Below are 22,680 nucleotides of genomic sequence, written 5' to 3' on the forward strand. Positions count from 1 at the left end.
TTGATGAAGCAGTCCCGTCGTGTCATCACCCTGCCCCTCGACGAGGGGCTGATCTGCCTGCGGGGACTCAGCCCCACCCGGCTGCGGTTCGAGATCGAGTACGGACTCGAGCGCGGCACCACCGCCAACAGCTTTCTGTTCGAGGCGGGCACCACCGCCGCCGGAGGGGCCGTGCCCCCCGTGCTGGTCCATCCCCCGGGGGCGTCCTTCGCGGAGCCGTTCCTGGAGCGGCTCGCGGAGCTGGTGCCCGCCGAGGCGGCGCTCAAGGTGGTGGTGGGGCACCTCAACCCCAACCGGGTCGCCCTGCTGCGGGAGCTGGCGACGGGCTGGCCGTCCCTGATGCTGGTGGCCTCCAACGCCGGCGCCCGCCTGCTGGAGGAGCTCTGGAGCCAGATCCGGCCCGCCGCCAGGCCCGGTGAGAGCGGCGCTCCGGCGCCCCTGCCCCCCTTGCCTCCCCTCGATGTGGTGAAACAGGAGGCCAGCCGCGAACTGGGCGGCGGCCACCGGCTCACCCTGATTCCCACCCCCACGCCCCGCTGGCCCAGCGCCCTGGTGGCCTTCGAGGAGAGCAGCGGGCTGCTGATGAGCGGCAAGTTCTTCGCCGCCCATCGCTGCAGCGAGGAGTGGGCCGAGGCCAACCGCGACAGCACCGAGGAAGACCGGCGCTACTTCTACGACTGTCTGATGGCGCCGATGGCCCGCCAGGTGGAGACGGTGGTGGATCGCCTCGATGAACTCTCGATCCGCACGATCGCGCCCGGCCATGGCCCGGCCATCAGCGAGAGCTGGCGCAGCCTGCTGGCCGATTACCGCCGCTGGGGCGAGAGCCAGGAGAAGGCCCAGCTGGCCGTGGCGCTGCTCTACGCCAGCGCCTACGGCAACACCGCCACCATCGCCGACGCCCTCGCCCAGGGGGTGGCCCGCACGGGGGTGCGGGTGGAGAGCCTCAACTGCGAGTTCGCCCCGCCCGAGCAGCTGCTGCAGACGATCCGGAGCTGCGACGCGATGATGATCGGCTCCCCCACCCTGGGGGGCCACGCCCCCACTCCGATCGTCTCGGCCCTGGGCACGCTGCTGGCCGAAGGCGACCGGGACAAGCCGGTGGGAGTGTTCGGCAGCTACGGCTGGAGCGGCGAGGCGATCGATCTGCTCGAGAGCAAGCTGCGGGACGGCGGCTTCCAGTTCGCCTTCGATCCGATCCGGGTCAAGTTCACTCCGGATGCCCCCACCCTCAAGCGGCTGGAGGAAACCGGCACCGCCCTGGGGCGGGAGCTGCTGCGGCGGCGGAACCGCCAGCAGCGGGTGACCGGGGGCGGCCTCAGCGAGAGCCGCAGCAACCCCGCCGTGCTGGCCCTGGGCCGGGTTGTGGGCTCCCTCTGTGTGCTCACGACGCGCAAGGGTGAGGGTCCCGAGACCCTCGATGGCGCCATGGTGGCGAGCTGGGTGAGCCAGGCCAGTTTCTCGCCGCCCGGTCTCACTGTGGCGGTGGCCAAGGACCGGGCCGTGGAAGCCCTGCTGCATGTGGGCGACCACTTCGCCCTCAACGTGCTGGCCGCGGGGCGGGAGGCCGGACCGATGAAGCAGTTCCTGCAGCCGTTCCCGCCCGGTGCCGACCGCTTCGCAGGGCTGGAGCTGGAGTGCAGCCCGGGGGGGCAGCCCGTGCTGCCGGAAGCCCTGGCCTGGCTGGAGGCCCGTGTCAGCCAGCGGATGGAGTGCGGCGACCACTGGCTGCTCTACGCGGAGGTCACCCATGGCGCCGTGCTGGACGCGGCCGGCACGACGGCGGTGCACAAGCGCCGCAGCGGCGCCCGCTACTGAAGGGCTAACTCATACTCACTCCGCTTTAGTGTTAGGCTCTGGCTCAGCCGATGCCCCCGGGCGTCCCTGAGTCCGCACCGCTTTCCCACCGAGATGGATCTCTCCAAGCCAGCCACCCTCGCCAACCTCGAAGCCGCCTTCGGCGGCGAGAGCATGGCCAACCGCAAGTACCTCTTCTTCGCCGACGTGGCTAAGCAGCTCGGCCATCCCGAGCTGGCCCGCCTCTTCCGCGACACCGCCGCCCAGGAAACCGAGCACGCCTTCGCCCACTTCCGCCTGCTCCACCCCGAACTGGTGGTGGAGGATCCCGCCGCGCTCACCCCCGACCAGACCCAGGCCGTGCTGGGCCGCTGCCTCGAACTTGCGATCGAGGGCGAAACCTACGAGTACACCACCATGTATCCGGAATTCGCCGCCGCCGCCGCCGCCGACCGGGACGACGGGGCGGTTGCCGAGTTCCACGGGCAGATCGATGAATCCAGGGAGCATGCCGGCATCTTCCGCAAGGCCGCCAGCACCTTCGGCCACCTCACCCCGATCGAGCACCACCATGCCGACCGTTACGGCGTCGCCCTGCGGGCCCTGGAAGGGCAGGGAACGGCCGGCCAGGCCGCCACGCCCGTGGCCGGCCTGTGGATCTGCAAGGTGTGCTCGATGATCTACGACCCCGCCGTGGGGGATCCCGATTCGGGCATCGTGGCCGGCACCCCGTTCGAAGCCATTCCCGACGACTGGGAATGCCCGATCTGCGGCGCCCGCAAGGCCAGCTTCGAGCCCTACCGCGAACCCGAGCTGCTCGCCGCCTGATCCGCCATGCCCGCCGACCTGTTCACACCGCTCCATCTGGGCTCCCTGGAGCTGCCCAACCGGGTGCTGATGGCCCCGCTCACCCGCTCGCGGGCTGAGCAGGGCCACGTGCCCGGTCCGCTGATGGCGGAGTACTACGCCCAGCGCGCCAGCGCGGGGCTGATCATCGCCGAGGCCACCATGGCGATGGAGGGCCACTCCTCCTTCATCCGGGAGCCCGGCATTTACTCGGAGGCCCAGGTGGCGGGCTGGAGGCTCACCACCGAGGCGGTGCATGCGGCCGGCGGCCGCATCGTGCTGCAGATCTGGCATGGCGGCCGGGCCTGCCACCCGCTGCTGAACGGGGGGCTCCAGCCGGTGGCCCCCAGCCCGATCGCCATCAGCGGCGATGAGATCCACACCCCCGAGGGCAAGAAGCCCTACGTGGTGCCGCGGGAACTGGCCGACGACGAACTGCCCGCCATCGTGGAGGGGTTCCGGCAGGCCACCCGTCACGCCATGGCCGCCGGTTTCGATGGCGTCGAGGTGCACGGCGCCAACGGCTATCTGCTCGATTCGTTTCTTCGCGATGGCAGCAACCGCCGGGCGGGCCCCTATGGAGGCCCCCGCGAGAACCGGGCCCGCCTGCTGCTGGAGGTGATCGCGGCGGCACGAGCGGAAGCGGAGCTCGTGGGGCTGCGCCTCTCGCCCTTGAACGGCTACAACGCCATGGTCGACAGCGACCCCGTGGGTCTGAGCGGCTGGCTGGCGGAACGGCTTGATGGCGCCGGTCTCGCCTATCTCCATGTGATGCGCGGCGACCTACTCGGCCACCAGCAGGGCGATCTGCTCACCCCGATCCGGCAGCGGTTCGGTGGGATCCTGATCGCCAACATGGGATATGACGGCCGCGAAGCCCAGGCGGCCATCGCCTCCGGTGGCCTCGACGCGGTGGCCTTCGGCACCGCCTTCCTGGCCAACCCCGATCTGCCCGAGCGCCTGAAACTGGGGGCTCCGCTCAACAGCCCTGATCCCGCCACGTTCTACACGCCTGGACCGGCCGGCTACACCGACTACCCCAGCCTGAACGGTAGCTCGAGGCCGATCTGAGGGCTCCCTGCCAGCCCCGTCCGAGCCGGGAGGTTCGATGCAGACGTAGCGGTGACTCCGTAGCTGTTGCTCCACACGGCTGGACCTCGATCATCAACACTGAAGCGTCATCTTTACGCCTGTGTTCCAGATGTCAGCTTCCCGATCATCTGCCCTGCTGATGGCGGCAAAAAAGGCCAAGGGTTTGAGTTTTGCCCAGCTCAAGCAGGCCATCGGACGTGATGAAGTCTGGATTGCGTCTCTCTTCCATGGGCAGGCATCAGCTTCGCCTGAGGAGGCAGCTCAACTGGCCGAAATTCTTGAGCTGGATGCGGCCACATCAGCGGCCATCCAGGAGTATCCCACCAAGGGATCACTCGATCCAGTGATCCCTACCGACCCGCCGATCTATCGCTTTTATGAAATTATGCAGGTGTATGAGATGCCTCTCAAAGATGTGATCCAGGAGAAATATGGAGATGGCATTATGAGCGCCATCGACTTCACGCTTGAAGTGGATCAAGAGGAGAATCCTGCCGGGGATCGGGTGCGGATCACCATGTCAGGAAAATTGTTGCCCTACAGGAAGTGGTAGGGGGTTGATCACCGCCTGGCCCACTTGGGGCCGGGCAGCGCGGCTGCCCGGCGTTCCTGCGTGGAGTGATGCCTGCTCCGGGGGTAGGCGCAGGCATGTCCCGAATGGGGAACGGACTGCCGGAGGAGGGAAGCCCGTTCAGCGGGCCCCAAGTTCGGCGGCCAGCTCCCTCTCCAGTTTGTCGTCATGCTGGGGAGGTAGCACATTGCTGATCGGTGAACGGTGGGTGCTGTAGAAGAGCATGCCGATGAACACCATTCCGCCGACAATGTTGCCGAGCGTCACGGGAAGGTAATTCCAGAAGGCGATCTGTCCCAGGCTCACGCCGGAGCCGAGCAGGGGGTCGGTGGTGTGCAAAAACATATTGACTACGATGTGCTCCATGCCGAGGGCCTGGAAAGCGGTGATGGGCAGCCAGCAGGCAAGAATCTTTCCGGGAACACTCTTGCTGACCAGGGCCAGAGTGACACCTAGACAGACCAGCCAATTGGCGATGAGGCCGCGAATAAACGCCAGAAAGAAGCCCATGGCTCCAAGCGACTGATACTTCACGATCACATTGGCTTTGTTCAGGCCAATGATCTTGTTGGCAACGGCGACCCAATCGCCTGAACCGGTGGCCAGGTCTGCTGTGCCACCGCTGGTCAGGCTGATGGCAAACAGAATGCCGACCAGGCCCGTCCCGAGGAAGTTACCGATCCAGACCCAGATCCAGTTGCGGAAGGTTTTGCTCCATGTCGTCTTCCCGGCCCAGACCGCCATGGGAAGAAGGGCAAAGTTGCCGGTGACCAGCTCCATGCCAAACAGCACGATGCTTGCGAATCCAAATGGAAAGATGAGGGAACCGATCCAGGGAATCCCGGAATGAACCATGATGGTGAGGGCGAGGCACAGGGCCAGGCCCAGGGCGGAGCCGGAGTAGAAGCCACGCAGCAGCAGATTCTTGATGCTGACGCCGGATTTCTTCCCGCCCGCCGCAATCATGCCATCGACGAGTTCGTTCGGTACGACGTAATCCATGGATGATTGGTAGGTGGGTGTGGGTGGATGGGCTTGAGATCGGCAGATGTGAGGATTGCCGCAATGGCTCAGGTGAAGTCTTGTCCAGGACACTGGATCGCTGACAGATAAAAGGATTCCTGGCCCCCGTCGTAGGACGGAGTGAAAACCGGCGACACTGACGCAGCCAGTCGGCAGACAGCCCTTCCCTGGAGGGAAGAGATTGCACAAGGAAGCAATCTTGGCTTGAGGCGAATCAAGCCATGGGGCTGTTCACAGAATGGGCATCACGGAGTGAAACCATCGGATCGCAATAATTTTGCAGCGCTTCAGAACAACAGCACGCATGCATTGCTTCATTAATCCACAGCGCCAGCATGGCTTCCGTAACCGCTGTTACGCCGTGCGCAGACGATGACATCAACCGCCCCGTCGGCCTGGGCAGGACTCTCCCCCCGGCCGCGACACCCGACCGCCAGCCGATTAGACCGAATGACCCCGGCCCGACCGGCGGCCTTCGCCGCCCTGAGCCCTCCCGCCAGCCATGGACACCTCCGACGCACCCACCCCGGCCCCCGCCAGGCCCTCGGCCCCCGCCAGCCCCCCGACCATTCCGGTAACGCCGGCTCCACGTCGGACGGTTCTTCGCCCGGCGCCAGAGCGGTTCCACAGCCGCCTCGCCTGGCTGGAGAGCTGGCACAGCTTCTCCTTCTCCCACCATTTCGATCCGGACTGGATGGGCTTCGGACCGCTGCGGGTGATCAATGAGGACACGATCGCCGCCGGGAGCGGTTTCGGCCCCCATCCCCACCGCGACATGGAGATCCTCACGGTGATGCTCCAGGGCGAACTCAGCCACACCGACTCCCTGGGCCATGGCCGCGTGCTGGTGGCGGGGGAGGTGCAACGGATGAGCGCCGGCACCGGAGTGGTGCACAGCGAGATCAACCGGGGAGGACGGCCCTGCCGGCTCCTGCAGATCTGGATCGAGCCGGACCGCCGCGGCATCCCCCCCGAATACGAGCAACGCTCCTTCGCCATCGGCGAGACCTGGACCCTGTTGCTCGACCCCGGCCGCCGGGGGGAGGCGATGGCGATCCAACGGCCGGTGCGGCTCTGGCGGGCCCGGCCAGCGGCGGGTGGGGTGCTGGAGTTGCCCCTGGAGAGCAGCCGCGCCGGCTGGCTGCAGCTGATCGACGGGGGGCTCGAACTGGAGCTGTCTCCGCAGCCGGAGGGGCGTCAGCGGCTGGAACGGGGCGACGGCCTCGGCCTTCTCGCCGCGGAAACCGGGAACGGCGCCGGCCGGGGCCGGCTCACGGCCGGGTCCTCCGGCGCCGACCTGCTGCTGTTCGAGCTCGCGTGAGCAGCCCGGCGGCCCCGGACCCGGCGGCCCAGGTGCTGGTCTTCTGGTTCGAGACGGCCCGTCCGGCCCAGTGGTTCGGCAAGGATTCCGGCTTCGATGCCCTGGTGCGCCAACGGTTCGGAGTGCTCACCGGGCGTGCCCTGGCCGGGGACCTGAAGGGCTGGGAGCGGGAGCCGGACCCGGCCCTGGCCCTGGTGCTCCTGCTCGACCAGTTTCCGCGCCAACTCTGGCGCGGCCAGGCCCGCAGCTTCGCCGGGGATGCTGACGCCCTGGCCCTGGCCCAGGCGGCGCTGGCGGCAGGCTGGATCGAGGCCGAGCCCGATCCCCGCCGCCGCCAGTTCTGGCTGATGCCGCTGATGCACAGCGAAGAACGGACGGTTCAGGAGCGGGCCACCTCCCTGTTCGAGCGGTTCTGCGGGGCCGATTCCGCCGAGTTCGCCCGCCGCCACCGCGATGTGATCGCCCGGTTCGGCCGTTTTCCCCATCGCAACGCGGCCCTGGGCCGCCCCGGCACCGAGGAGGAACGCCGCTTTCTGGAGCAGCCGGGATCCGGGTTCTGAGCCTGAACCATTAAGTGTCGTTAAAGAGCCCGCAAAGAGAAGCGGGCGATGCTGCACGGGCCAGGGCCAATCGCTCAACTGGGTTGAGCCTTCCGACAGCCAGCGGCCATGGCCCCACAGGATTCGCCCGTCCCCGCCCGTCCGGTGTTGTTGCCCCAGCCGGTCCGGCCGATCACGCCGGTGGTCGCCAAGCGCTGGTTCGTCCGCTATCGCGGTTTCGTGCTCATGCCCCAGAGCGATCTCACCTGGCTGGTGCGGCCGGAGCGCAGCCCGATGCCGGTGTTGCCCTTCCGCACACCCGCCAGCTCCCTGGCGGATGTGAAGGCGCTGGTGGACTGGCGCCTGAATCAGGCGGCCTGAGGAGGGGTGGGGCTGGGCCCGCCGGCCTGAAAGGGAAGCACCAGGGTGGCCCAGCGCTCCGGGCGCTCGGGCCTCCTCCGGCGTGGTTGACGCACACCGAACGGCACCCTGACCACGTTGGTGCCATCCACCCGGAAGGTTTCACCGCGGGCGTGGGAATCATCCAGACCGCTCAGCCCAGGCGGCAGGCTCGGCTCCCGGCGCTCGCCGGCATCGGCGCCGCGGCTCATCGTGAGTCGGACCGGAGAGGTCGGGCCCGGGTGGTCGCCGTCGTTGCCGTTCATGATCCCCTATGTGCTTGCGGAAATCGAAACTGGGCCGATCGAGACTGCGGAACGGAGACAACGGATACCGCCTGAGTGGCAATGGGGCCGCGTGAAATTCCGGCAGGTGATAGGCGATGGTCCGCTGGATTTTCGGAAGAAAATCCTTCGTTGGCCATCAATGGGTGGAATGTACCGCCCTTTCGGTGAAACCGCCCGTGCTCAGGTGCCGCCGGCGATTCCGGCCAGTTGCGCCCGCGGGGGCACCGCCGTCGTCGCCGATTCCTCCGGCTCCGCGGCCAGCTCCTCCACCGACGGGCAGGTGCAGATCAAGTTGCGGTCGCCGTAGGCGTTGTCGATGCGGGCCACCGCCGGCCAGAACTTGTCGGCCCGCTGGGATTCGCCGGCGGGGAAGGCCGCCTGGCTGCGGCTGTAGGGCCGCTCCCAGTGATCGGCGGTGACCGCCGCCAGGGTGTGTGGGGCCCGTTTGAGCGGGTTGTCGAGCGGATCCACCCGCCCGTCGGCGATCGCCTGAGCCTCCCCATGGATGGCCAGCATGGCATCGCAGAATCGGTCGATCTCCGCCAGCGACTCGCTCTCCGTGGGCTCCACCATCACCGTGCCCGCCACCGGCCAGCTCACGGTGGGAGCGTGGAAGCCGTAGTCCATCAACCGCTTGGCCAGATCATCCACCTCCAGGCCGGCACTGCGCTTGAGCGGGCGCAGGTCGAGGATGCACTCGTGGGCCACCCGGCCGCCGTCGCCGCGGAAGAGCACCGGGTAGTGCGCCTCCAGCCGTCGGGCGATCACATTGGCGGCCAGAAGGGCCACCGCACTGGCCCGTCGCAGGCCGGCGCCACCCATCATGCGGATGTACATCCAGCTGATTGGCAGGATGCCGGCGCTGCCCCAGGGGGCCGCTGCCACCGCGCCGATCGCGGCCGATCCGCCGGGATCGGCCAGGGGATGGCCAGGCAGGAACGGCACCAGGTGGGCCGCCACGCCGATCGGTCCCACGCCGGGGCCGCCGCCGCCGTGGGGGATGCAGAAGGTCTTGTGAAGATTGAGATGGCAGACGTCGGCGCCGTAGCGGCCCGGCTGGGCCAGCCCCACCTGGGCGTTGAGGTTGGCGCCATCGAGATAGACCTGGCCGCCATGGCGGTGCACCACCCCGCAGAGATGGCGGATGCCGGGCTCAAAGACCCCATGGGTGGAGGGGTAGGTGACCATCACCGCGGCCAGGGCGGCGGCATGGGTGCTGGCCTTGCTCTCCAGATCGGCCAGGTCGATGTTGCCCTGGGCGTCGCAGGCGACCGCCACCACGCGCAGGCCGGCCATCACCGCGCTGGCGGGGTTGGTGCCGTGGGCACTGGTGGGGATCAGGCAGACGTCGCGGTGGCCTTCGCCGCGGCTGCGGTGCCAGGCGCGGATCACCAGCAGCCCGGCGTACTCCCCCTGGGATCCGGCGTTGGGCTGCAGCGACACCCCGGCGAATCCGGTGATCGCCCCCAGCCAGCCCTCCAGATCGGCGATCAGGCGGGCATAGCCGCGGGTCTGAGCGGCCGGGGCGAAGGGATGGAGATCGGCGAACTCCGGCCAGCTCACCGGCGCCAGCTCGGCGGCGGCATTGAGCTTCATCGTGCAGCTGCCGAGCGGGATCATGCCGTGGACCAGGGAGAGATCCCGGCTGGCCAGCCGCTGGATGTAGCGGAGCAGTTCCGATTCGCTGCGGTAGCGCTGAAACGCCTCCTGGCGCAGCCAGGGATCCCGTCGCAGGGGCAGGCCGGCCATCAGGGTCCGCTCCGGCTCCGTGCCGCCGGCCCGCTCCAGGAGTGCGGCCGCGGCGGCCCGGGGTGCACCGGTGGGGGTCGGGGCGCCGGCGCTGGCCGCGAACACCGCCAGCAGCCGGTCGAGTTCGGCCGAGTCGCTGCGTTCGTCAAGGCTGATCGCCAGGGCGAGCGGGGCCGATTCCGCCCCGCCCTCGCGGACGGGACGCAAGTTGAATCCCGCCGCCTCGGCCCGCTCCAGCAGCTCGGTGGCGGCGGGGGTGCGCAGGGTGAGGGTGTCGAAGGCGGGTCCGGGATCCACGGCATAGCCGAGCCCAGCCAGGCCCAGGGCCAGGGCGGCCCGGTGCCGCAGCACCTCCCGGGCGATCGCCGTGAGGCCCTCGGGGCCGTGGTGCACCGCGTAGAAACCGGCCATCACGGCGAGCAGCACCTGGGCGGTGCAGATGTTGCTCGTGGCCTTGTCGCGGCGGATGTGCTGCTCGCGGGTCTGCAGGGCCAGCCGCAGGGCCGGCCGGCCCTCGGCATCGAGCGAGCTCCCCACCAGCCGGCCGGGGATCTGGCGTTTGTGGGCCTCGGTGGTGGCGAAGAACGCGGCATGGGGCCCGCCGAACCCCAGCGGCACGCCGAACCGCTGGCTGCTGCCCACGGCGATGTCGGCGCCGAGGGCCCCCACCGGCTCCAGCAGCACCTGGGCCAGCGGATCCACCGCCACGGTGACCAGGGCCCCGGCGGCGTGGGCCGCCGCGATCAGCGGCCGGGGGTCGACCAGGCCGCCGCTCGCCCCGGGCAGCTGCAGCAGCAGGCCGAAGACGTCGTCGCCCAGCCCGGTGGCCGCATCGGCGCGGCGTGGATCGATGCACTCGACCCGCAGTCCCAGGGGCTCGGCCCGGGTGCGCAGCACGTCGAGGGTCTGGGGGAACACGTCCTGGTCCACCAGATAGCGGCGTGCCCCCGGCCGGCGGCAGGCCCCGGCACTGAGGGCCATGGCTTCGGCGGCGGCGGTGGCCTCATCGAGCAGGGAGGCGTTGGCGATGGGCAGGCCGGTGAGCTCGCTGATCAGGGTCTGGAAGTTGAGCAGTGCCTCTAGGCGCCCCTGGGCGATCTCCGCCTGGTACGGGGTGTAGGCCGTGTACCAGCAGGGGTTCTCCAGCACATGACGCTGGATCAGCGCCGGCGTGGCCGTGCCGGCGTAGCCGAGGCCGATCAGGCTGCGGCGCACCTGGTTGGCTGCGGCGATCGTTCGCAGCTCCGCCAGGGCCTGGGCCTCCCCCACCCCCACCGGCAGACCCGCCTCGGCCGCCCCGGGGGGCAGCAGGATGTCCGCCGGCACCACCTCGGCCACGAAGCTCTCCAGGTCGGCGGACCCCACCCGCTCGAGCATGCGGTCCTGCTCGGCGGCCGACGGTCCGAGATGGCGCGGCAGGAATGGCGAGTCGGCCGGCGAGCCGGTGCCGGCGGAACGTCCCAGGCTGCTGTCGACGGTCACGGCGCAACGCCCTGCGGTGGCCGTGGATCCTAGGGAAATGGCGCCGCCCCGCCGGGTCCGGCCGGGATCAGGCGCCGTCCAACTTGGCCCGGTAGGTGGATGCCTCCAGCAGCTGGGAGAGCTCGGCCGGGTCGCTGGGCCGCACCAGCAGCAGCCAGCCCTCCCCGTAGGGGTCGTTCTGCAGTTCCTCGGGGCTGGCCAGCACGGCCTCGTTGCGCACCTCCACGGTGCCGCTGACTGGCGCGTACACCTCCTCCACCGCCTTCACCGATTCGACCGTGCCGAAACTGGCCCCTTTCTCGAGGCTGGTGCCGGGCTCGGGCAGCTCCACGAACACGATGTCGCCGAGCTGATCGACGGCGAAGGCGCTCACCCCCACCCGCACCAGATCGCCTTCCTGGCGGGCGTACTCGTGGCTGTCGGCGAAACGGCAGTCGTCGGGAACGGGGAGCGCCATCGGCGGCGAAGGCTCGGGGACCCCCAGTCTGCCGGCCGCCGCGCCGGAGGGCCGTGCCGGGGCCGGGATCAGCGGGCCGGCTCGAGGGCGGTGAGGGCCCGCTCCAGCGCCAGGGCCGCATGGGCGTGGTGGGTCCCTCCCTGGGCATAGAGCACGTAGGGCTCCCGCAGGGGGGCATCGGCGGAGAATTCGCTGGTGCTGCCGTCGATGAAGCTGCCGCCGGCCATCACCAGCTCGCTGGCGTAGCCGGGCATGGGGGCCGGGATGGGATCGAGATAGGACCCCACGGGGGAGCAGGCCTGGAAGGCGCGGCACACCCGGATCAGCGGCTCGGGGGCGCCGAAGCGCACCGCCTGGATCAGGTCGCTGCGATGGCCCCCCGGCCGGGGCTGCACCGCATAGCCGAGGCCATCGAAGACCGTGGCGATGACCTCCGCGGCGATCAGGGCCTCGGCCACCATCTGCGGCGCCAGGAACAGACCCTGGAAGAGGAGGCGATAGAGGTCGAAGCCGGTGCCGCCCTCGCGGCCGATGCCCGGTGCGGTGAGCCGGCAGCAGGCCTGCTCCACCAGCTCGGTGCGGCCGGCCACGTAGCCGCCGCTGGGGGCCAGGGTGCCGCCCGGGTTCTTGATCAGGGAGCCCGCGATCAGATCGGCCCCCACCGCCGGGGGTTCGAGCGGCTCGACGAACTCCCCGTAGCAGTTGTCCACGAAGCAGACGCAGCCGGGCTGCAGCGCCTTCACCCGCTCCACCAGCCGGCCGATCTCCTCCACGGGCAGGGAGGGGCGCCAGCTGTAGCCGCAGCTGCGCTGGATCAGCACCAGGCGGGTCGCCGGGGCGAGGGCATCGGCCAGGGCCGCCTCATCGACCGCACCGTTGGCCAGCAGCGGCAATTCGTCATAGGTGATGCCGAACTCGGCCAAAGAACCCTGGCCGCTGCCCCGCAGGCCGATCACCTCCTCGAGGGTGTCGTAGGGGCGGCCGGTGAGGGCCAGCAACCGATCGCCCGGCCGCAGCACCCCGAACAGGGCGGCGGCGATGGCATGGGTCCCGCTGACGAACTGGAGGCGCACCGCCGCGGCCTCGGCGCCGAGCACCCGGGCGTAGACGCGATCGAGGGTCTCCCGGCCCTGGTCGCCGTGGCCATAGCCGCTGACGGAGGCGAAGTGATGGGTGCCCAGCCGCTCGGCGGCGAAGGCGGCCAGAACCCTCTCCAGGGCCGGCTTGACAGCGGCGGTGCGGACGGCCGCCACGGCACCGGCCCGGACGATGGCCGCCGCCACCTGCTCCCGGGCCCAGGCTGAGGACGGCGGGGTCCCAGCCGCGCCATGGCCACCGCCATCCATGCTCCAATCCCGGCGCCTGGGGCCATGCTGCCTGGGCGTCGACCCCGCGCCGCTAGATTTTCATTCGATGCATCGGCTACCAGACCGGCATCCCAGGTCAAGGTGCGCAGCTCGGCCCGAAGGGCTTTCCGCTTCGGGATTCCCCCGTGGTGGTGGAGGTGACGGACTCGACCCTGCGCCACCATCGCGAGAGTTCATTTGGTCGCTGCTTCAGATCCCACCTCGGCCCTGCCCCAGGTTGACCGTCCCCTCATCGGACACGCCGCCGAACGACAGGAGGCGCTGATCCGCGACTCCGTCGCCGCCCGCCGCGCTCCGCTGCCCCCGAGCCAGCGCCGCTACAAGCTCGGCACCACCGGCTTCATGCTCGCCATCCACGTGGGGGCGGTGGCGGCCCTGCTGCCCCGGTTCTGGAGCTGGCAGGGCGTGGCCGTGCTGGTGGTCCTCTACTGGACTACCGTCCTCGGGGTCACCCTCGGGTTGCACCGCCTGCTGGCCCACCGCAGCTTCGTGGCCCCCCGCTGGCTGGAACGCACCCTGGTGCTGATGGGCAGCCTGGCCTGCCAGAGCGGTCCGATCGAGTGGGTGGGGCTGCACCGCCACCATCACAAATATTCCGATCAGCCCAACGACCACCACGACGCGGGCCGCGGCCTCTGGTGGAGCCACAGCGACTGGATGCTGCACGACATTCCGGCGGTGCGGCAGCTGGATCGCTTCACCGGTGATCTGCAGCGCGATCCCTTCTATCGCTGGCTCGACCGCTGGTTCCTGCTGCTTCAGCTCCCCCTCGGGGCAGCCCTGTGGTGGTACGGGGAGCGTGCGGGAGTGCCCGGCGGCGGCCTCGGCCTGGTGTTGTGGGGCATCCCCCTGCGGCTGGCGATCGTGTATCACGTCACCTGGCTGGTGAACAGCGCCACCCACGCCTTCGGCTACCGCAACTTCGACAGCCCCGATCTCTCCCGCAACTGCTGGTGGGTGGCGATCCTCTCCTTCGGGGAGGGCTGGCACAACAACCACCACGCCCATCCGGCCAGCGCCCGCCACGGCCTGCGCTGGTTTGAGTTCGACATGACCTGGCAGCACATCAAGGTGCTGCGCGCCCTGGGCCTGGCCAGGCGGATCCGCGTCGCCCGCTACGGACAGCCGTTGCCCTCGGCCACCAGTTCCTGACGGATCGCCGCCGCCAGGACCTCCGGCCCGTCCGTTTCCTCGCCCCGGGCCAGCATCTGCTGGTGGGCCTTGCGCCGCAGCACCTCCAGAAAACGGTCGGCGCTCAGGTCCGGCTCGGCACCCGCCCCGAGGGCCTCGAGGGTGCGGCGGAGATCGCTCAGTTCCCCGTCCAGTTCGGCGGCGGTGAAGTCCCGCTGGCCGGCCATCACGGCGGCGAACCGTTCGCGCCGCTGGGCCTTCTCGACCGGGTAGGCGGCCAGCACCGGGTCCCGGCAGAGCCGCCAGGGCCGGCCGGCGGTGAGCAGTTCGGCCAGGGCGAAACTGAGCGCGCCCGCCTCGGTGTCGGCGATGCGCAGGTCGAAGGCCCGGGGCGGCTGGCGCATCCCCACGAAGATCTCCAGCAGGTCGCCGGGTCCCAGGGGCTGTCCGGTGTCGCTCAGCAGCGGGCGTGCCCCCTGGTCGAGGGCCTCGACCAGGTCGTCATGGCCGGCCAGGGGCACGGCATGGGCCCCACCGCTGGCGGCCAGCCACTGGTTGATGCGTCCGAGGGCCAGGAACACCTCGGGGCCGGGGGAGGCCAGCTTGCGGTTGCGCAGCATCGAGACCTGGGAATTGTGGACACGGCCCAGGTCGAGGACCTCGGCCAGGCCGGGCAGGACCCGGTGGGACCAGCCGTTCCGCTCGTGCCAGGCTCTGATCAGATGCGAAAACGCTTCACGACCTGATTCGATTTCTGCCTGGTATCCCACTTGATATGGATTCGTACTGCTACCATTCTAGGGATTGATCAGGAGTCGTCCCGCATGACGGTCACCCCCGCCCGGCCCCCGCGCTTCCCGGCAGGTGCCAGCGCCACCGCCGCCACCCCATCCACCCGCGCGCCGGGCGTGGCCAGCCTGGCTCCGGCCCGCGCCGCCCTCCACCGGGCCCGGGCCCTGCACCGCCCCCGGGCCGGACAGCCCACCCCGCAGGCGCCCGGTGGCACCCGCTGGGGCACAATCGGCTTCATGGCCGTGATCCATGCCCTGGCCCTGGTGGCCCTGTTGCCCCAGTTCTGGAGCGTGCCGGCCGCGGCCAGCCTGTTGATCCTCTATTGGATCACCGGCTGCCTTGGAGTCACCCTGGGCTACCACCGCCTGCTGGCCCACCGGGCCCTGAGGGTGCCCCACTGGCTGGAGCGGTTCTTCGCCACCTGTGGCGCGCTCAGCTGCCAGCACGGTCCGATCGACTGGGCCGGGCTGCACCGCCACCATCACAAGTTCTCCGATACGGAAGCGGATCATCACAACAGCCACCGGGGTTTCTGGTGGAGCCACATGGGCTGGATGTTCGAGGAGATTCCGGCCATGGCCGCCGTGCCCCGCCTCACCGGCGATCTGGCCCGCGACCCCTATTACCGCTGGCTGAACACCAACTTCCTGCTGCTCCAGATCCCGGTGGGCCTGCTGCTGTTCTGGATCGGCACCGTCACCGGCGCCGGCGGCTGGGCCCTGGTGCTCTGGGGCATCCCCCTGCGCCTGGTGGTGCTCTACCACTGCACCTGGCTGGTGAATTCCGCCACCCATTGCTGGGGCTACGTCAGCCACGCCAGCGGTGACCAGTCGCGCAACAACCCCTGGGTGGCGGCGCTCACCTTCGGTGAGGGCTGGCACAACAACCACCACGCCTTCCCCCATTCAGCCCGCCACGGCTTCGGCCGCCGCGAATTCGATCTCACGTGGCAGCACATCCGCCTGCTGCGGGCCCTGGGGCTGGCCTCCCAGGTGCGTCTCCCCCAGGGAAGGGCCCGCCAGCGCTGATCTAGGATCACTGATCGCTTCCGCGGGCGGCCCGTCGCGCCGACGGCCGCCCGCCCGATCCCCCATTCCCCCGGTTTCTGTCTCCATGGCCAAGCGCGTCTCCGTCGTCCTCAGCGAGGACGTGTTCAGCCTGGGCAAGAACGGGGATCTGGTGGATGTGGCCCCCGGCTATGCCCGCAACTTCCTGGTGCCCCAGGGCAAGGCCGTGCCGGTGACCCCGGCGGTGCTGCGCCAGGTGGAGCACCGCCGGGCCAAGGAGGCCGAGCGCCAGGCGGCCCTGAAGGCCCAGGCCGAAGCCTTCCGCACCGCCCTGGTCACGATCGGCCGTTTCACGGTCAAGAAGCAGACCGGCGGCGACGACGTGCTGTTCGGCACCGTCACCAACGGTGACGTGGCCGAGGCGATCGAAGCGGCCACCAAGCAGGAGCTCGACCGCCGTGACATCCTCGTGCCCGAGATCCACCGCACGGGCGCCTACAAGGTGCAGGTCAAACTGCACCCCGAGGTGGTGGCGGAGATCAATCTGGAAGTGGTGAGCCACTGAGGCTCCGGCAGCCCTTCGGCTGACGCCATCGCCACCGGCGCCCCGGAGTTCGGCCCCTAATCTGGGCCGATGGTCAGCCTTCCCCTTCCGGCGCCCGAGGAGTCCACACCTGAGTCAGGGCCTGGACTGGTCCCGGTGACCCGGCGGCGCGGCCAGGGCCAGGAGGAGGCCCGCTTCGAGGCGCTCCCCGACCAGGTGCCCCCCCAGAACCTGGAGGCGGAGGAGGCGGTGCTGGGTGGCATCCTGCTCGACCCCGACGCTCTTGGGCGGATCGCCGATCTGCTGCGGCCCGAGGCCTTCTACCTCGGCGCCCACCGCGAGATCTACCGCACCGCCCTGATGCTGCACAGCCAGGGCAAACCCACCGACCTCACCGCCATGGCCGCCTGGCTGGCCGACACGGGTCAGCTGGAGAAGGTGGGCGGCAGCAACCGGCTGGTGGAGCTGGTGGAGCGCACCCTCAGCACCGCCTCGATCGACCAGGTGGCCCGCCTGGTCATGGACAAGTACCTGCGGCGGCAGCTGATCCGCTCGGGCAACGAGGTGATCCGGCTCGGCTTCGATCAGTCCAAGCCGATGGACCAGGTGCTCGATGAGGCCGAGCAGCAGATCTTCGCGATCAGCCAGGAGAAACCCTCGATCGGCCTGACCCCCACCGCCGAGATCCTCACCAGCACGTTCAATGAGATCGAGAGCCGCTCCCTCGGCACCTCGGTGGCGGGGATTCCGGTCAACTTCTACGACCTCGACGCCATCACCCAGGGGCTGCAGCGGAGTGACCTGATCATCGTGGCCGGCCGGCCGGCGATGGGCAAGACCTCGATCGTGCTCAACATCGCCAAGAACGTGGCCCAGATCCACCAGCTGCCGGTCTGCGTGTTCTCCCTGGAGATGAGCAAGGAGCAGCTCACCTACCGGCTGCTCTCAATGGAGGTGGGCATCGAAAGCGGCCGCCTGCGCACCGGCCGGCTGCAGCAGGAGGAGTGGCCGCTGCTGGGCCAGGGCATCAACACCCTGGGCCAGCTGCCGTTGTTCATTGATGACAAGCCCAACGCCGGGGTGCTGGAGATGCGCTCCCTCTGTCGCCGGCTGATGGCCGAGCAGGGCAAGGAACTGGGGCTGATCGTGATCGATTACCTGCAGCTGATGGAGGGCTCCACCCCCGACAACCGGGTGCAGGAGCTTTCCCGCATCACCCGGGGTCTCAAGGGCATGGCGCGGGAGCTGAACGTGCCGGTGATCGCCCTCTCCCAGCTCAGCCGCGGCGTGGAGAGTCGCACCAACAAGCGGCCGATGCTCAGCGACCTGCGCGAATCGGGCTCGATCGAGCAGGACGCCGACCTGGTGCTGATGATCTATCGCGACGAGTACTACAACCCCGACACCGCCGACCGGGGCATCACCGAGGTGCACGTGGCCAAGCACCGCAACGGTCCGGTGGGGGTGGTGAAACTCCTCTTCGAACCCCAGTTCACGCGCTTCCGCAATCTGGCCGCCCCCTGAGGCTGCCATGGCGGTGCCGACGGCAGCAGCATGGCGGTTGGAGCCCGAGCCCGCCGATGACCATGCCCAGCCCCGATCCACGAGACCCGCAGCCCCGGGGCGTTCCCCCCGCCCTGGCGCTGACCCTGGCCCTGCGCTGGCCCGTTGCCCTCGTGCTGGCCGCAGGGCTGGTGGCGGCGGCGCTGCTGCAGGCGCTGGCGCGACCCATCCGGATCCAGCTGGTGCTGGACACCCCCTTGCCGGTGGCGGGCCAGGTGGATGTGGGTGGCATCCGCTCCCCCCTGGTGGTGAGCAGCATCGAGAAGCCGATCAGCACCAATCCAATCCTGACCGCTCCGATCTCGGCCACGGTGAAGGTGGCGGATCCGATCGACCTGGCCCCCTCCCTGTCGGTGAGCGTGCCCGAACTGGCCCGGGGGGTCGGGGTGAGGATAGATGGCCCGGTTGAGGCCCGGGTCGACGGACCGGTGACCGCCCGGGTGGCGGGTCCGGTCGAGGCCCGGGTGAGCGGAGATGTGTCGGCGGATCTGCGCGGCACGGTGGAGGCCACGGTGGAGGGCAAGGTGGACACCACCATCACCCACCCGCTCGCCCATGAGCGGATCCGGCTGGGCCTGTGATCGGAGCCGGCCGGTGATCGCGGTTCATCCGAGGCAGGACGATGCGAACGATGAAGGTCACCCAGCAACGTTTGATGTCGCCCTCTTCGGGTCTGTCGGCAACAGGGATAGGGTCCGGTCACTATATTTTGAGGTGCAATGATTCTGTCGGCTCTGCTGCGGATGCAGCTGCTGCGACAGGTGCTGGCCTGGGCCTCCTCGATTCCCTGGCTCGGGATGTGGATCAATCGATTGGCCACCAATCAGATTGCCGGCTCCACCACCCCCCGACCCAGGCCGTTCAGCCTCTGGTCCCCTGTGGCGGTGGTGTCGGGTGAGCCCAATGGACCAGTTTCGGACTACACTTCCTGGCCCGCTCTCACCGATCGTCGGTTTTCCGCCCGTCACCTGGCGCCGGCCCCGCAGGCCAACGTCAGTGCGCTCCCGGATGATACGCCGAGTGGGTCCGGGCGCTGGGGTCCGGTGACCTCCCTGTTTGCCCGAGGCGAGTCGATGCAGACGGATCGCTCCTCCGTTCTGTTCATGTTTTTTGCCCAGTGGTTCACCGACAGTGTGCTGCGGGTCGATCCCGATGATCGACGCAAGAACACGTCCAACCATGATGTGGATCTCTGCCAGATCTATGGGCTCTACGAGCACGAAGCCCGTTGTCTGCGCCTTGGGGAGGGGGGACGGCTGCACTCCCAGATGATCAACGGCGAGGAGTACCCTGATTACCTGGGAGAACGGATCAACGGGTCCTGGTGTGTCAAGAAGAAGTACAGCTGTCTGGATTGCAACGGGCAGGTGGTCAGCGGCAAGGGGCTCTTCCCCCATGGGAACACTGACTGGGTCAAGAACGCTCTGGAGAGGAGTTTTCCCCCGGGCAGTCTCTCTGCGGAGCAACGCGATGCCCGGCTTGACAAGCTCTATGCCACAGGTCTGGAGCGGGGAAACTCCTCGGTGGGATATGCGGCCCTGAGCCTGGTTTTCCTGCGGGAGCACAACCGCATCTGCCAGGAGCTCAGCCACCGCCATCCAGAATGGAAGGATGATGATGAGCGCCTGTTCCAGACAGCTCGAATGATCAACATCTGCCTGCTGTTGAATCTCACTGTTACCGACTACATCAATCATATCGCCGGAGAATCCCTGTTTCGCCTGGATCCCGGCTTCGCAGAGGCACAGCGTTGGTATCGAACCAATTGGATCGCCCTGGAATTCAACCTGCTCTACCGCTGGCATGGACTTGTGCCTGACTATTTGCTCGTTGACAACAAAAAAGTGCAGGCTTCGCTCTACCGATGGAACAATGCATTGCTGGAGGAAACAGGGCTGGCCAGCCTCATCAGCAACGCTTCGACCCAGCCGGCGGGACGCATCAGCCTGGGAAACAACCCGGTCTTCCTGATGGAATCGGAATATCAGACGATCAAGATGGGTAGGGACTTCAGGTTGCAGGGCTACAACGATTACCGTGAATGCTTTGGCCTCAACAGACTCAGCGACTTCACGGAACTCACCCGTGATCAGGCGCTGTGTCAACAGCTGAAGGCGCTGTATGGAACGATCGATCAGCTTGAACTGGTGATCGGCCTGTTTGCCGAAGACCCCCAACCCGGTGCATTGTTCGGAAGTCTCATGCTCACCATGGTTGCCTACGATGCCTTCACCCAGATCTATACCAATCCGCTCCTCTCCACGGCGATCCACACCGCCGAGACCCTCACTCCCTATGGGCTGGAGCTGATCCGCACAACCACCAGCATCGATGCACTGGTGCGCCGGAATCTGCCGGCAGGCTCCTCACTGCTGGCCCGTCTGGGGGTCTGATCAGCGGCAGATCCTGGGAGCGCCGGCGGAGTCAGAGTCCCTCCCTCCAGTCCACTCCAGCGGCCCTCCACCGCGTCAATCGCTGCGCTTCCGGATCTCCGTGGGCAGTCCGTCGAGGCTGCGGGCGTTCTTGCTGGCCCAGTAGCGGCGCAGCCCCTCTTCCCCTTTCCGCCGGGCCCAGCGGGAGAGATCCTGGCGTTCGGCCACGAAGTCGTAGCGGGGCACGGCCATGCCGCAGGAGGTCTGGACCAGCTCGATCGCCAGGTCGAACACCTGCCGGGCCCCGGGGAGCGGTGGGAACAGCCCGGCCAGCTCCCCCCAGGCGGCGTCGCCACGGTGCACGGCCCGGGCCGTTCCGTAGACCCGCAGGATCTGGGGCGGCCCCTCGAAGGCGGAGAACATCAGGGTCATGCGGGACTGCCGCAGCACGTGGGCGGCCGTCTCGTTGCCGCTGCCGGTGAGGTTCAGCCATACCAGGCGCCCGGGTCCCAGCATCCGCAGCGCATCCATCCCCTTGGGGGACACGTTCACGTGCCCGTCCGCCAGGGCCGTGCCCACCACGAACAGCTTCTGCGCCGCGATGAAGCGGATCTGCTCGCCCGTGAGGGAGGAGAAGCGCTGACCCATGCCGCCCCGTGATCACCGGCATGATCCTGCCGCCCGGCGGTGCCGCCGTCCTGACACCCAGCCGTGCCGTGGTCTGCCCTGAACCTTGCGGGGCCGCCGGCAGCGTTTGGATGGCGGCCGAGCTGTCGGGTCAGGGCGTGGGTCAGGTGGTGGGAGAGGTGGCGGCGCTCTGGCGCTATCCGGTCAAGTCGATGCTGGGGGAATCGCTGCAGCGGTTCGCGGTCGACTTCCGCGGCGTCTGTGGTGACCGCGCCTGGGCCCTGTGGGATCACGCCACCTCCCGGGTGGCCAGCGCCAAGAACCCGCGCCTCTGGAAGGAGTTGCTGGCCCTGCGGGCCGGCTTTCTGAGCGAACCCGCCCCCGGGGAGCCCCCCCCGCCGGTGGCGATCAGCCCCGCCGGGACCCCGGCCGGCGCCACCGACCCTGGAGACCTGCGCAGTTCCGATCCCGAGCTCTCCAGCCGGCTCTCCGCCCTGCTGGGGCGCCAGGTGAGCCTGCTGGACCGGCCGCCCGAGGGGGCCAGCCTCGATCAGTACTGGCCCGCCGTGCCCGAGCGCGCCTTCCAGGACGTGGTGAACGAACTGGTTCTGCCGAGCGGCACCTTCTTCGATTCCTGCCCGGTCCACGCCCTCACCACCGCCAGCCTGGAGCGGTTGCGGGCCCTGGCTCCCGGGCTCGATTTCGCCCCGGAGCGCTTCCGCCCCAACCTGCTGATCGAGCCGGTGGGGGGCGCTGAGGGGTTCGTGGAGGCGGGCTGGATCGGCCGCACCTTGCGGCTGGGCACCGAGCTGGAGCTGCGGGTCGACGACGCCTGCCCCCGCTGCGTCGTCACCACCCTGGCCCAGGGTGGCCTGCCCGAGGACCTGGAGATCCTGCGCGCCACCGCGCGCCACAACAAGGTGGAGGCGGGCATCCGGCTCTCGGTGCGCAGGCCCGGGGCCGTCAGCGTGGGGGATCCGGTGCTGCTGCTGGAGCCCCCTGGCTGAGCTCCGCCCGCTCCCGCAGAAAACGGGCCACCGCCGGCTCCTGCGTCAGGGTGAGGGCCCACCCGGGCCCCCACCCCCGGTCCACCCGGCCGCTCACGGCCCTTGCCGCATCCACCGACTGGATGGCGGCCTCCAGCTGGAAGCGGCCTGGCCGGCCCAGCGCCCCCGCCTGCCTCAGCGTCGCCTCGGCCTCGGCCTGGAGGGCCGGAGACCAGAGGCGCGTGGCCTGCTCCTCGAGGGGCACGTAGGTGCCGTGGGGATCGCGGTGCGCCCTGCGGCGGGCCTGGCAGTGCAGCAGCAGGGCCAGCAGACCCAGGCCCTCCGGATCGTCGGGCACCAGGGTCACCCCGAGGCGGGCCAGCTCGATCGCTTCCTCCGCCAGTCCGCCGCCGGCGGCAGCACGATGGGGATGCGGGCATCACGGATCTTCGCCTTGGCCCGCACCAGCCGCTGCCCCTCACGCTGGCGCACCGTGGTGGCGCTGTGGGTGGGGAGCAGGCATTCCCCGCCCCTGTGGGCACTGGCCTGCTCCAGGGCCTGGCCGTAGGCGGCATAGGCCGGCATCAGCTCGGGGCGGTCGGCGAAGTCCTGCTCGGTTTCGTAGATCAGCACGGCGTAGGTGCCGTTGGTGCGGTGGGTTGGTGCAGGCTCAGGTGAGCCTCCACCCCCAGGACGAATGGCGGCCGCCCGTTTCGACACCGATCCGC

At 69.2% G+C, this 22,680-nt stretch carries 23 protein-coding genes; 14 read left to right on the forward strand and 9 right to left on the reverse strand.

The features are described from left to right. The first annotated feature begins 3 nt into the window (after positions 1-3). The 4 genes from ACWJI7_RS02830 to cynS all read left to right on the forward strand — a co-directional run bounded on the left by ACWJI7_RS02830 (position 4) and on the right by cynS (position 4,288). Complete coding sequence (locus ACWJI7_RS02830; RefSeq protein ID WP_479935182.1) at positions 4-1,818, forward strand: diflavin flavoprotein; 1,815 nt, start codon at positions 4-6, stop codon at positions 1,816-1,818. A 93-nt stretch (positions 1,819-1,911) separates the two neighbouring features. Next, complete coding sequence (locus tag ACWJI7_RS02835; protein ID WP_479935184.1) at positions 1,912-2,625, forward strand: rubrerythrin family protein; 714 nt, start codon at positions 1,912-1,914, stop codon at positions 2,623-2,625. A gap of 6 nt (positions 2,626-2,631) precedes the next feature. Then, complete coding sequence (locus ACWJI7_RS02840) at positions 2,632-3,714, forward strand: alkene reductase (RefSeq protein ID WP_479935186.1); 1,083 nt, start codon at positions 2,632-2,634, stop codon at positions 3,712-3,714. A 130-nt stretch (positions 3,715-3,844) separates the two neighbouring features. Next, positions 3,845-4,288: a cyanase gene (gene cynS / locus ACWJI7_RS02845; protein WP_479935188.1), complete on the forward strand. Its 444-nt coding sequence runs from the start codon at positions 3,845-3,847 to the stop codon at positions 4,286-4,288. A gap of 138 nt (positions 4,289-4,426) precedes the next feature. Here cynS and ACWJI7_RS02850 read toward each other — a convergent pair whose 3' ends face one another. After that, complete coding sequence (locus ACWJI7_RS02850) at positions 4,427-5,308, reverse strand: formate/nitrite transporter family protein (RefSeq protein WP_479935190.1); 882 nt, start codon at positions 5,306-5,308, stop codon at positions 4,427-4,429. Positions 5,309-5,831: 523 nt separating this feature from the next. Here ACWJI7_RS02850 and ACWJI7_RS02855 point away from each other — a divergent pair. The 3 genes from ACWJI7_RS02855 to ACWJI7_RS02865 all read left to right on the forward strand — a co-directional run bounded on the left by ACWJI7_RS02855 (position 5,832) and on the right by ACWJI7_RS02865 (position 7,570). Further along, the gene (locus ACWJI7_RS02855) at positions 5,832-6,650 is read left to right on the forward strand and encodes a pirin family protein (protein ID WP_479935192.1); all 819 of its coding nucleotides are present in this window, start codon (positions 5,832-5,834) and stop codon (positions 6,648-6,650) included. Next, positions 6,647-7,210: a DUF924 family protein gene (locus ACWJI7_RS02860; RefSeq protein WP_479935194.1), complete on the forward strand. Its 564-nt coding sequence runs from the start codon at positions 6,647-6,649 to the stop codon at positions 7,208-7,210. The genes ACWJI7_RS02855 and ACWJI7_RS02860 overlap by 4 nt, the downstream gene beginning before the upstream one ends. A 108-nt stretch (positions 7,211-7,318) precedes the next feature. After that, positions 7,319-7,570: a hypothetical protein gene (locus ACWJI7_RS02865; protein ID WP_479935646.1), complete on the forward strand. Its 252-nt coding sequence runs from the start codon at positions 7,319-7,321 to the stop codon at positions 7,568-7,570. Here the strand turns inward: ACWJI7_RS02865 and ACWJI7_RS02870 are convergent. The 4 genes from ACWJI7_RS02870 to ACWJI7_RS02885 form a co-directional block, all read right to left on the reverse strand. Further along, positions 7,558-7,800 (reverse strand): hypothetical protein, encoded by a 243-nt coding sequence (locus tag ACWJI7_RS02870; protein ID WP_479935616.1) that lies wholly within the window; start codon positions 7,798-7,800, stop codon positions 7,558-7,560. The genes ACWJI7_RS02865 and ACWJI7_RS02870 overlap by 13 nt on opposite strands. Positions 7,801-8,055: 255 nt before the next feature. Next, complete coding sequence (gcvP, locus tag ACWJI7_RS02875; protein WP_479935617.1) at positions 8,056-11,001, reverse strand: aminomethyl-transferring glycine dehydrogenase; 2,946 nt, start codon at positions 10,999-11,001, stop codon at positions 8,056-8,058. Positions 11,002-11,173: 172 nt separating this feature from the next. Then, the gene (gene gcvH, locus ACWJI7_RS02880; RefSeq protein ID WP_479935196.1) at positions 11,174-11,563 is read right to left on the reverse strand and encodes a glycine cleavage system protein GcvH; all 390 of its coding nucleotides are present in this window, start codon (positions 11,561-11,563) and stop codon (positions 11,174-11,176) included. A gap of 68 nt (positions 11,564-11,631) precedes the next feature. Then, the gene (locus ACWJI7_RS02885) at positions 11,632-12,909 is read right to left on the reverse strand and encodes a methionine gamma-lyase family protein (protein ID WP_479935198.1); all 1,278 of its coding nucleotides are present in this window, start codon (positions 12,907-12,909) and stop codon (positions 11,632-11,634) included. A 252-nt stretch (positions 12,910-13,161) separates the two neighbouring features. Here ACWJI7_RS02885 and ACWJI7_RS02890 point away from each other — a divergent pair, with 252 nt between their 5' ends. Further along, a complete protein-coding gene (locus tag ACWJI7_RS02890) occupies positions 13,162-14,082 on the forward strand; it encodes an acyl-CoA desaturase (RefSeq protein WP_479935619.1) in 921 nt (306 codons plus the stop codon). Here ACWJI7_RS02890 and ACWJI7_RS02895 read toward each other — a convergent pair. After that, on the reverse strand, positions 14,046-14,831 hold the full coding sequence (locus tag ACWJI7_RS02895; RefSeq protein WP_479935200.1) for a hypothetical protein: 786 nt from the start codon (positions 14,829-14,831) through the stop codon (positions 14,046-14,048). The two genes, ACWJI7_RS02890 and ACWJI7_RS02895, sit on opposite strands and share 37 nt — an antisense overlap. Positions 14,832-14,885: 54 nt before the next feature. On the opposite strand from ACWJI7_RS02895, the gene ACWJI7_RS02900 reads away from it, so the two are divergent. From ACWJI7_RS02900 to ACWJI7_RS02920, 5 genes are all read left to right on the forward strand, one after another. Further along, a complete protein-coding gene (locus tag ACWJI7_RS02900; RefSeq protein WP_479935202.1) occupies positions 14,886-15,881 on the forward strand; it encodes an acyl-CoA desaturase in 996 nt (331 codons plus the stop codon). Between the two features lie 85 nt (positions 15,882-15,966). Continuing rightward, entirely contained in the window at positions 15,967-16,425 is a 459-nt protein-coding gene (rplI, locus tag ACWJI7_RS02905) for a 50S ribosomal protein L9 (RefSeq protein WP_479935204.1), read from the forward strand. Positions 16,426-16,494: 69 nt separating this feature from the next. Further along, complete coding sequence (gene dnaB / locus ACWJI7_RS02910) at positions 16,495-17,928, forward strand: replicative DNA helicase (RefSeq protein ID WP_479935206.1); 1,434 nt, start codon at positions 16,495-16,497, stop codon at positions 17,926-17,928. A 56-nt stretch (positions 17,929-17,984) separates the two neighbouring features. Further along, positions 17,985-18,548 carry a hypothetical protein gene (locus ACWJI7_RS02915; protein WP_479935208.1) on the forward strand — a complete coding sequence of 188 codons (564 nt, stop codon included), beginning with the start codon at positions 17,985-17,987 and terminating at the stop codon, positions 18,546-18,548. Between the two features lie 462 nt (positions 18,549-19,010). Continuing rightward, a complete protein-coding gene (locus tag ACWJI7_RS02920; RefSeq protein ID WP_479935210.1) occupies positions 19,011-20,360 on the forward strand; it encodes a peroxidase family protein in 1,350 nt (449 codons plus the stop codon). 75 nt (positions 20,361-20,435) lie between these two features. On the opposite strand, the gene ACWJI7_RS02925 is transcribed toward ACWJI7_RS02920, so the two are convergent. Next, a complete protein-coding gene (locus tag ACWJI7_RS02925) occupies positions 20,436-20,987 on the reverse strand; it encodes a pyridoxamine 5'-phosphate oxidase family protein (protein ID WP_479935212.1) in 552 nt (183 codons plus the stop codon). 20 nt (positions 20,988-21,007) lie between these two features. Between ACWJI7_RS02925 and ACWJI7_RS02930 the strand changes: the two genes are divergently transcribed. Then, complete coding sequence (locus tag ACWJI7_RS02930; RefSeq protein ID WP_479935214.1) at positions 21,008-21,973, forward strand: MOSC domain-containing protein; 966 nt, start codon at positions 21,008-21,010, stop codon at positions 21,971-21,973. Here ACWJI7_RS02930 and ACWJI7_RS02935 read toward each other — a convergent pair. Both ACWJI7_RS02935 and ACWJI7_RS02940 read right to left on the reverse strand, forming a co-directional pair. Then, the gene (locus ACWJI7_RS02935; protein WP_479935216.1) at positions 21,930-22,319 is read right to left on the reverse strand and encodes a DUF6596 domain-containing protein; all 390 of its coding nucleotides are present in this window, start codon (positions 22,317-22,319) and stop codon (positions 21,930-21,932) included. The two genes, ACWJI7_RS02930 and ACWJI7_RS02935, sit on opposite strands and share 44 nt — an antisense overlap. After that, positions 22,316-22,672, reverse strand: a complete 357-nt coding sequence (locus tag ACWJI7_RS02940; RefSeq protein ID WP_479935218.1) for a hypothetical protein — start codon at positions 22,670-22,672, stop codon at positions 22,316-22,318. The genes ACWJI7_RS02935 and ACWJI7_RS02940 overlap by 4 nt, the downstream gene beginning before the upstream one ends. Positions 22,673-22,680: the final 8 nt, after the last annotated feature.

The organism is Cryptocyanus atlanticus LEGE 06306 (genome assembly GCF_056633155.1).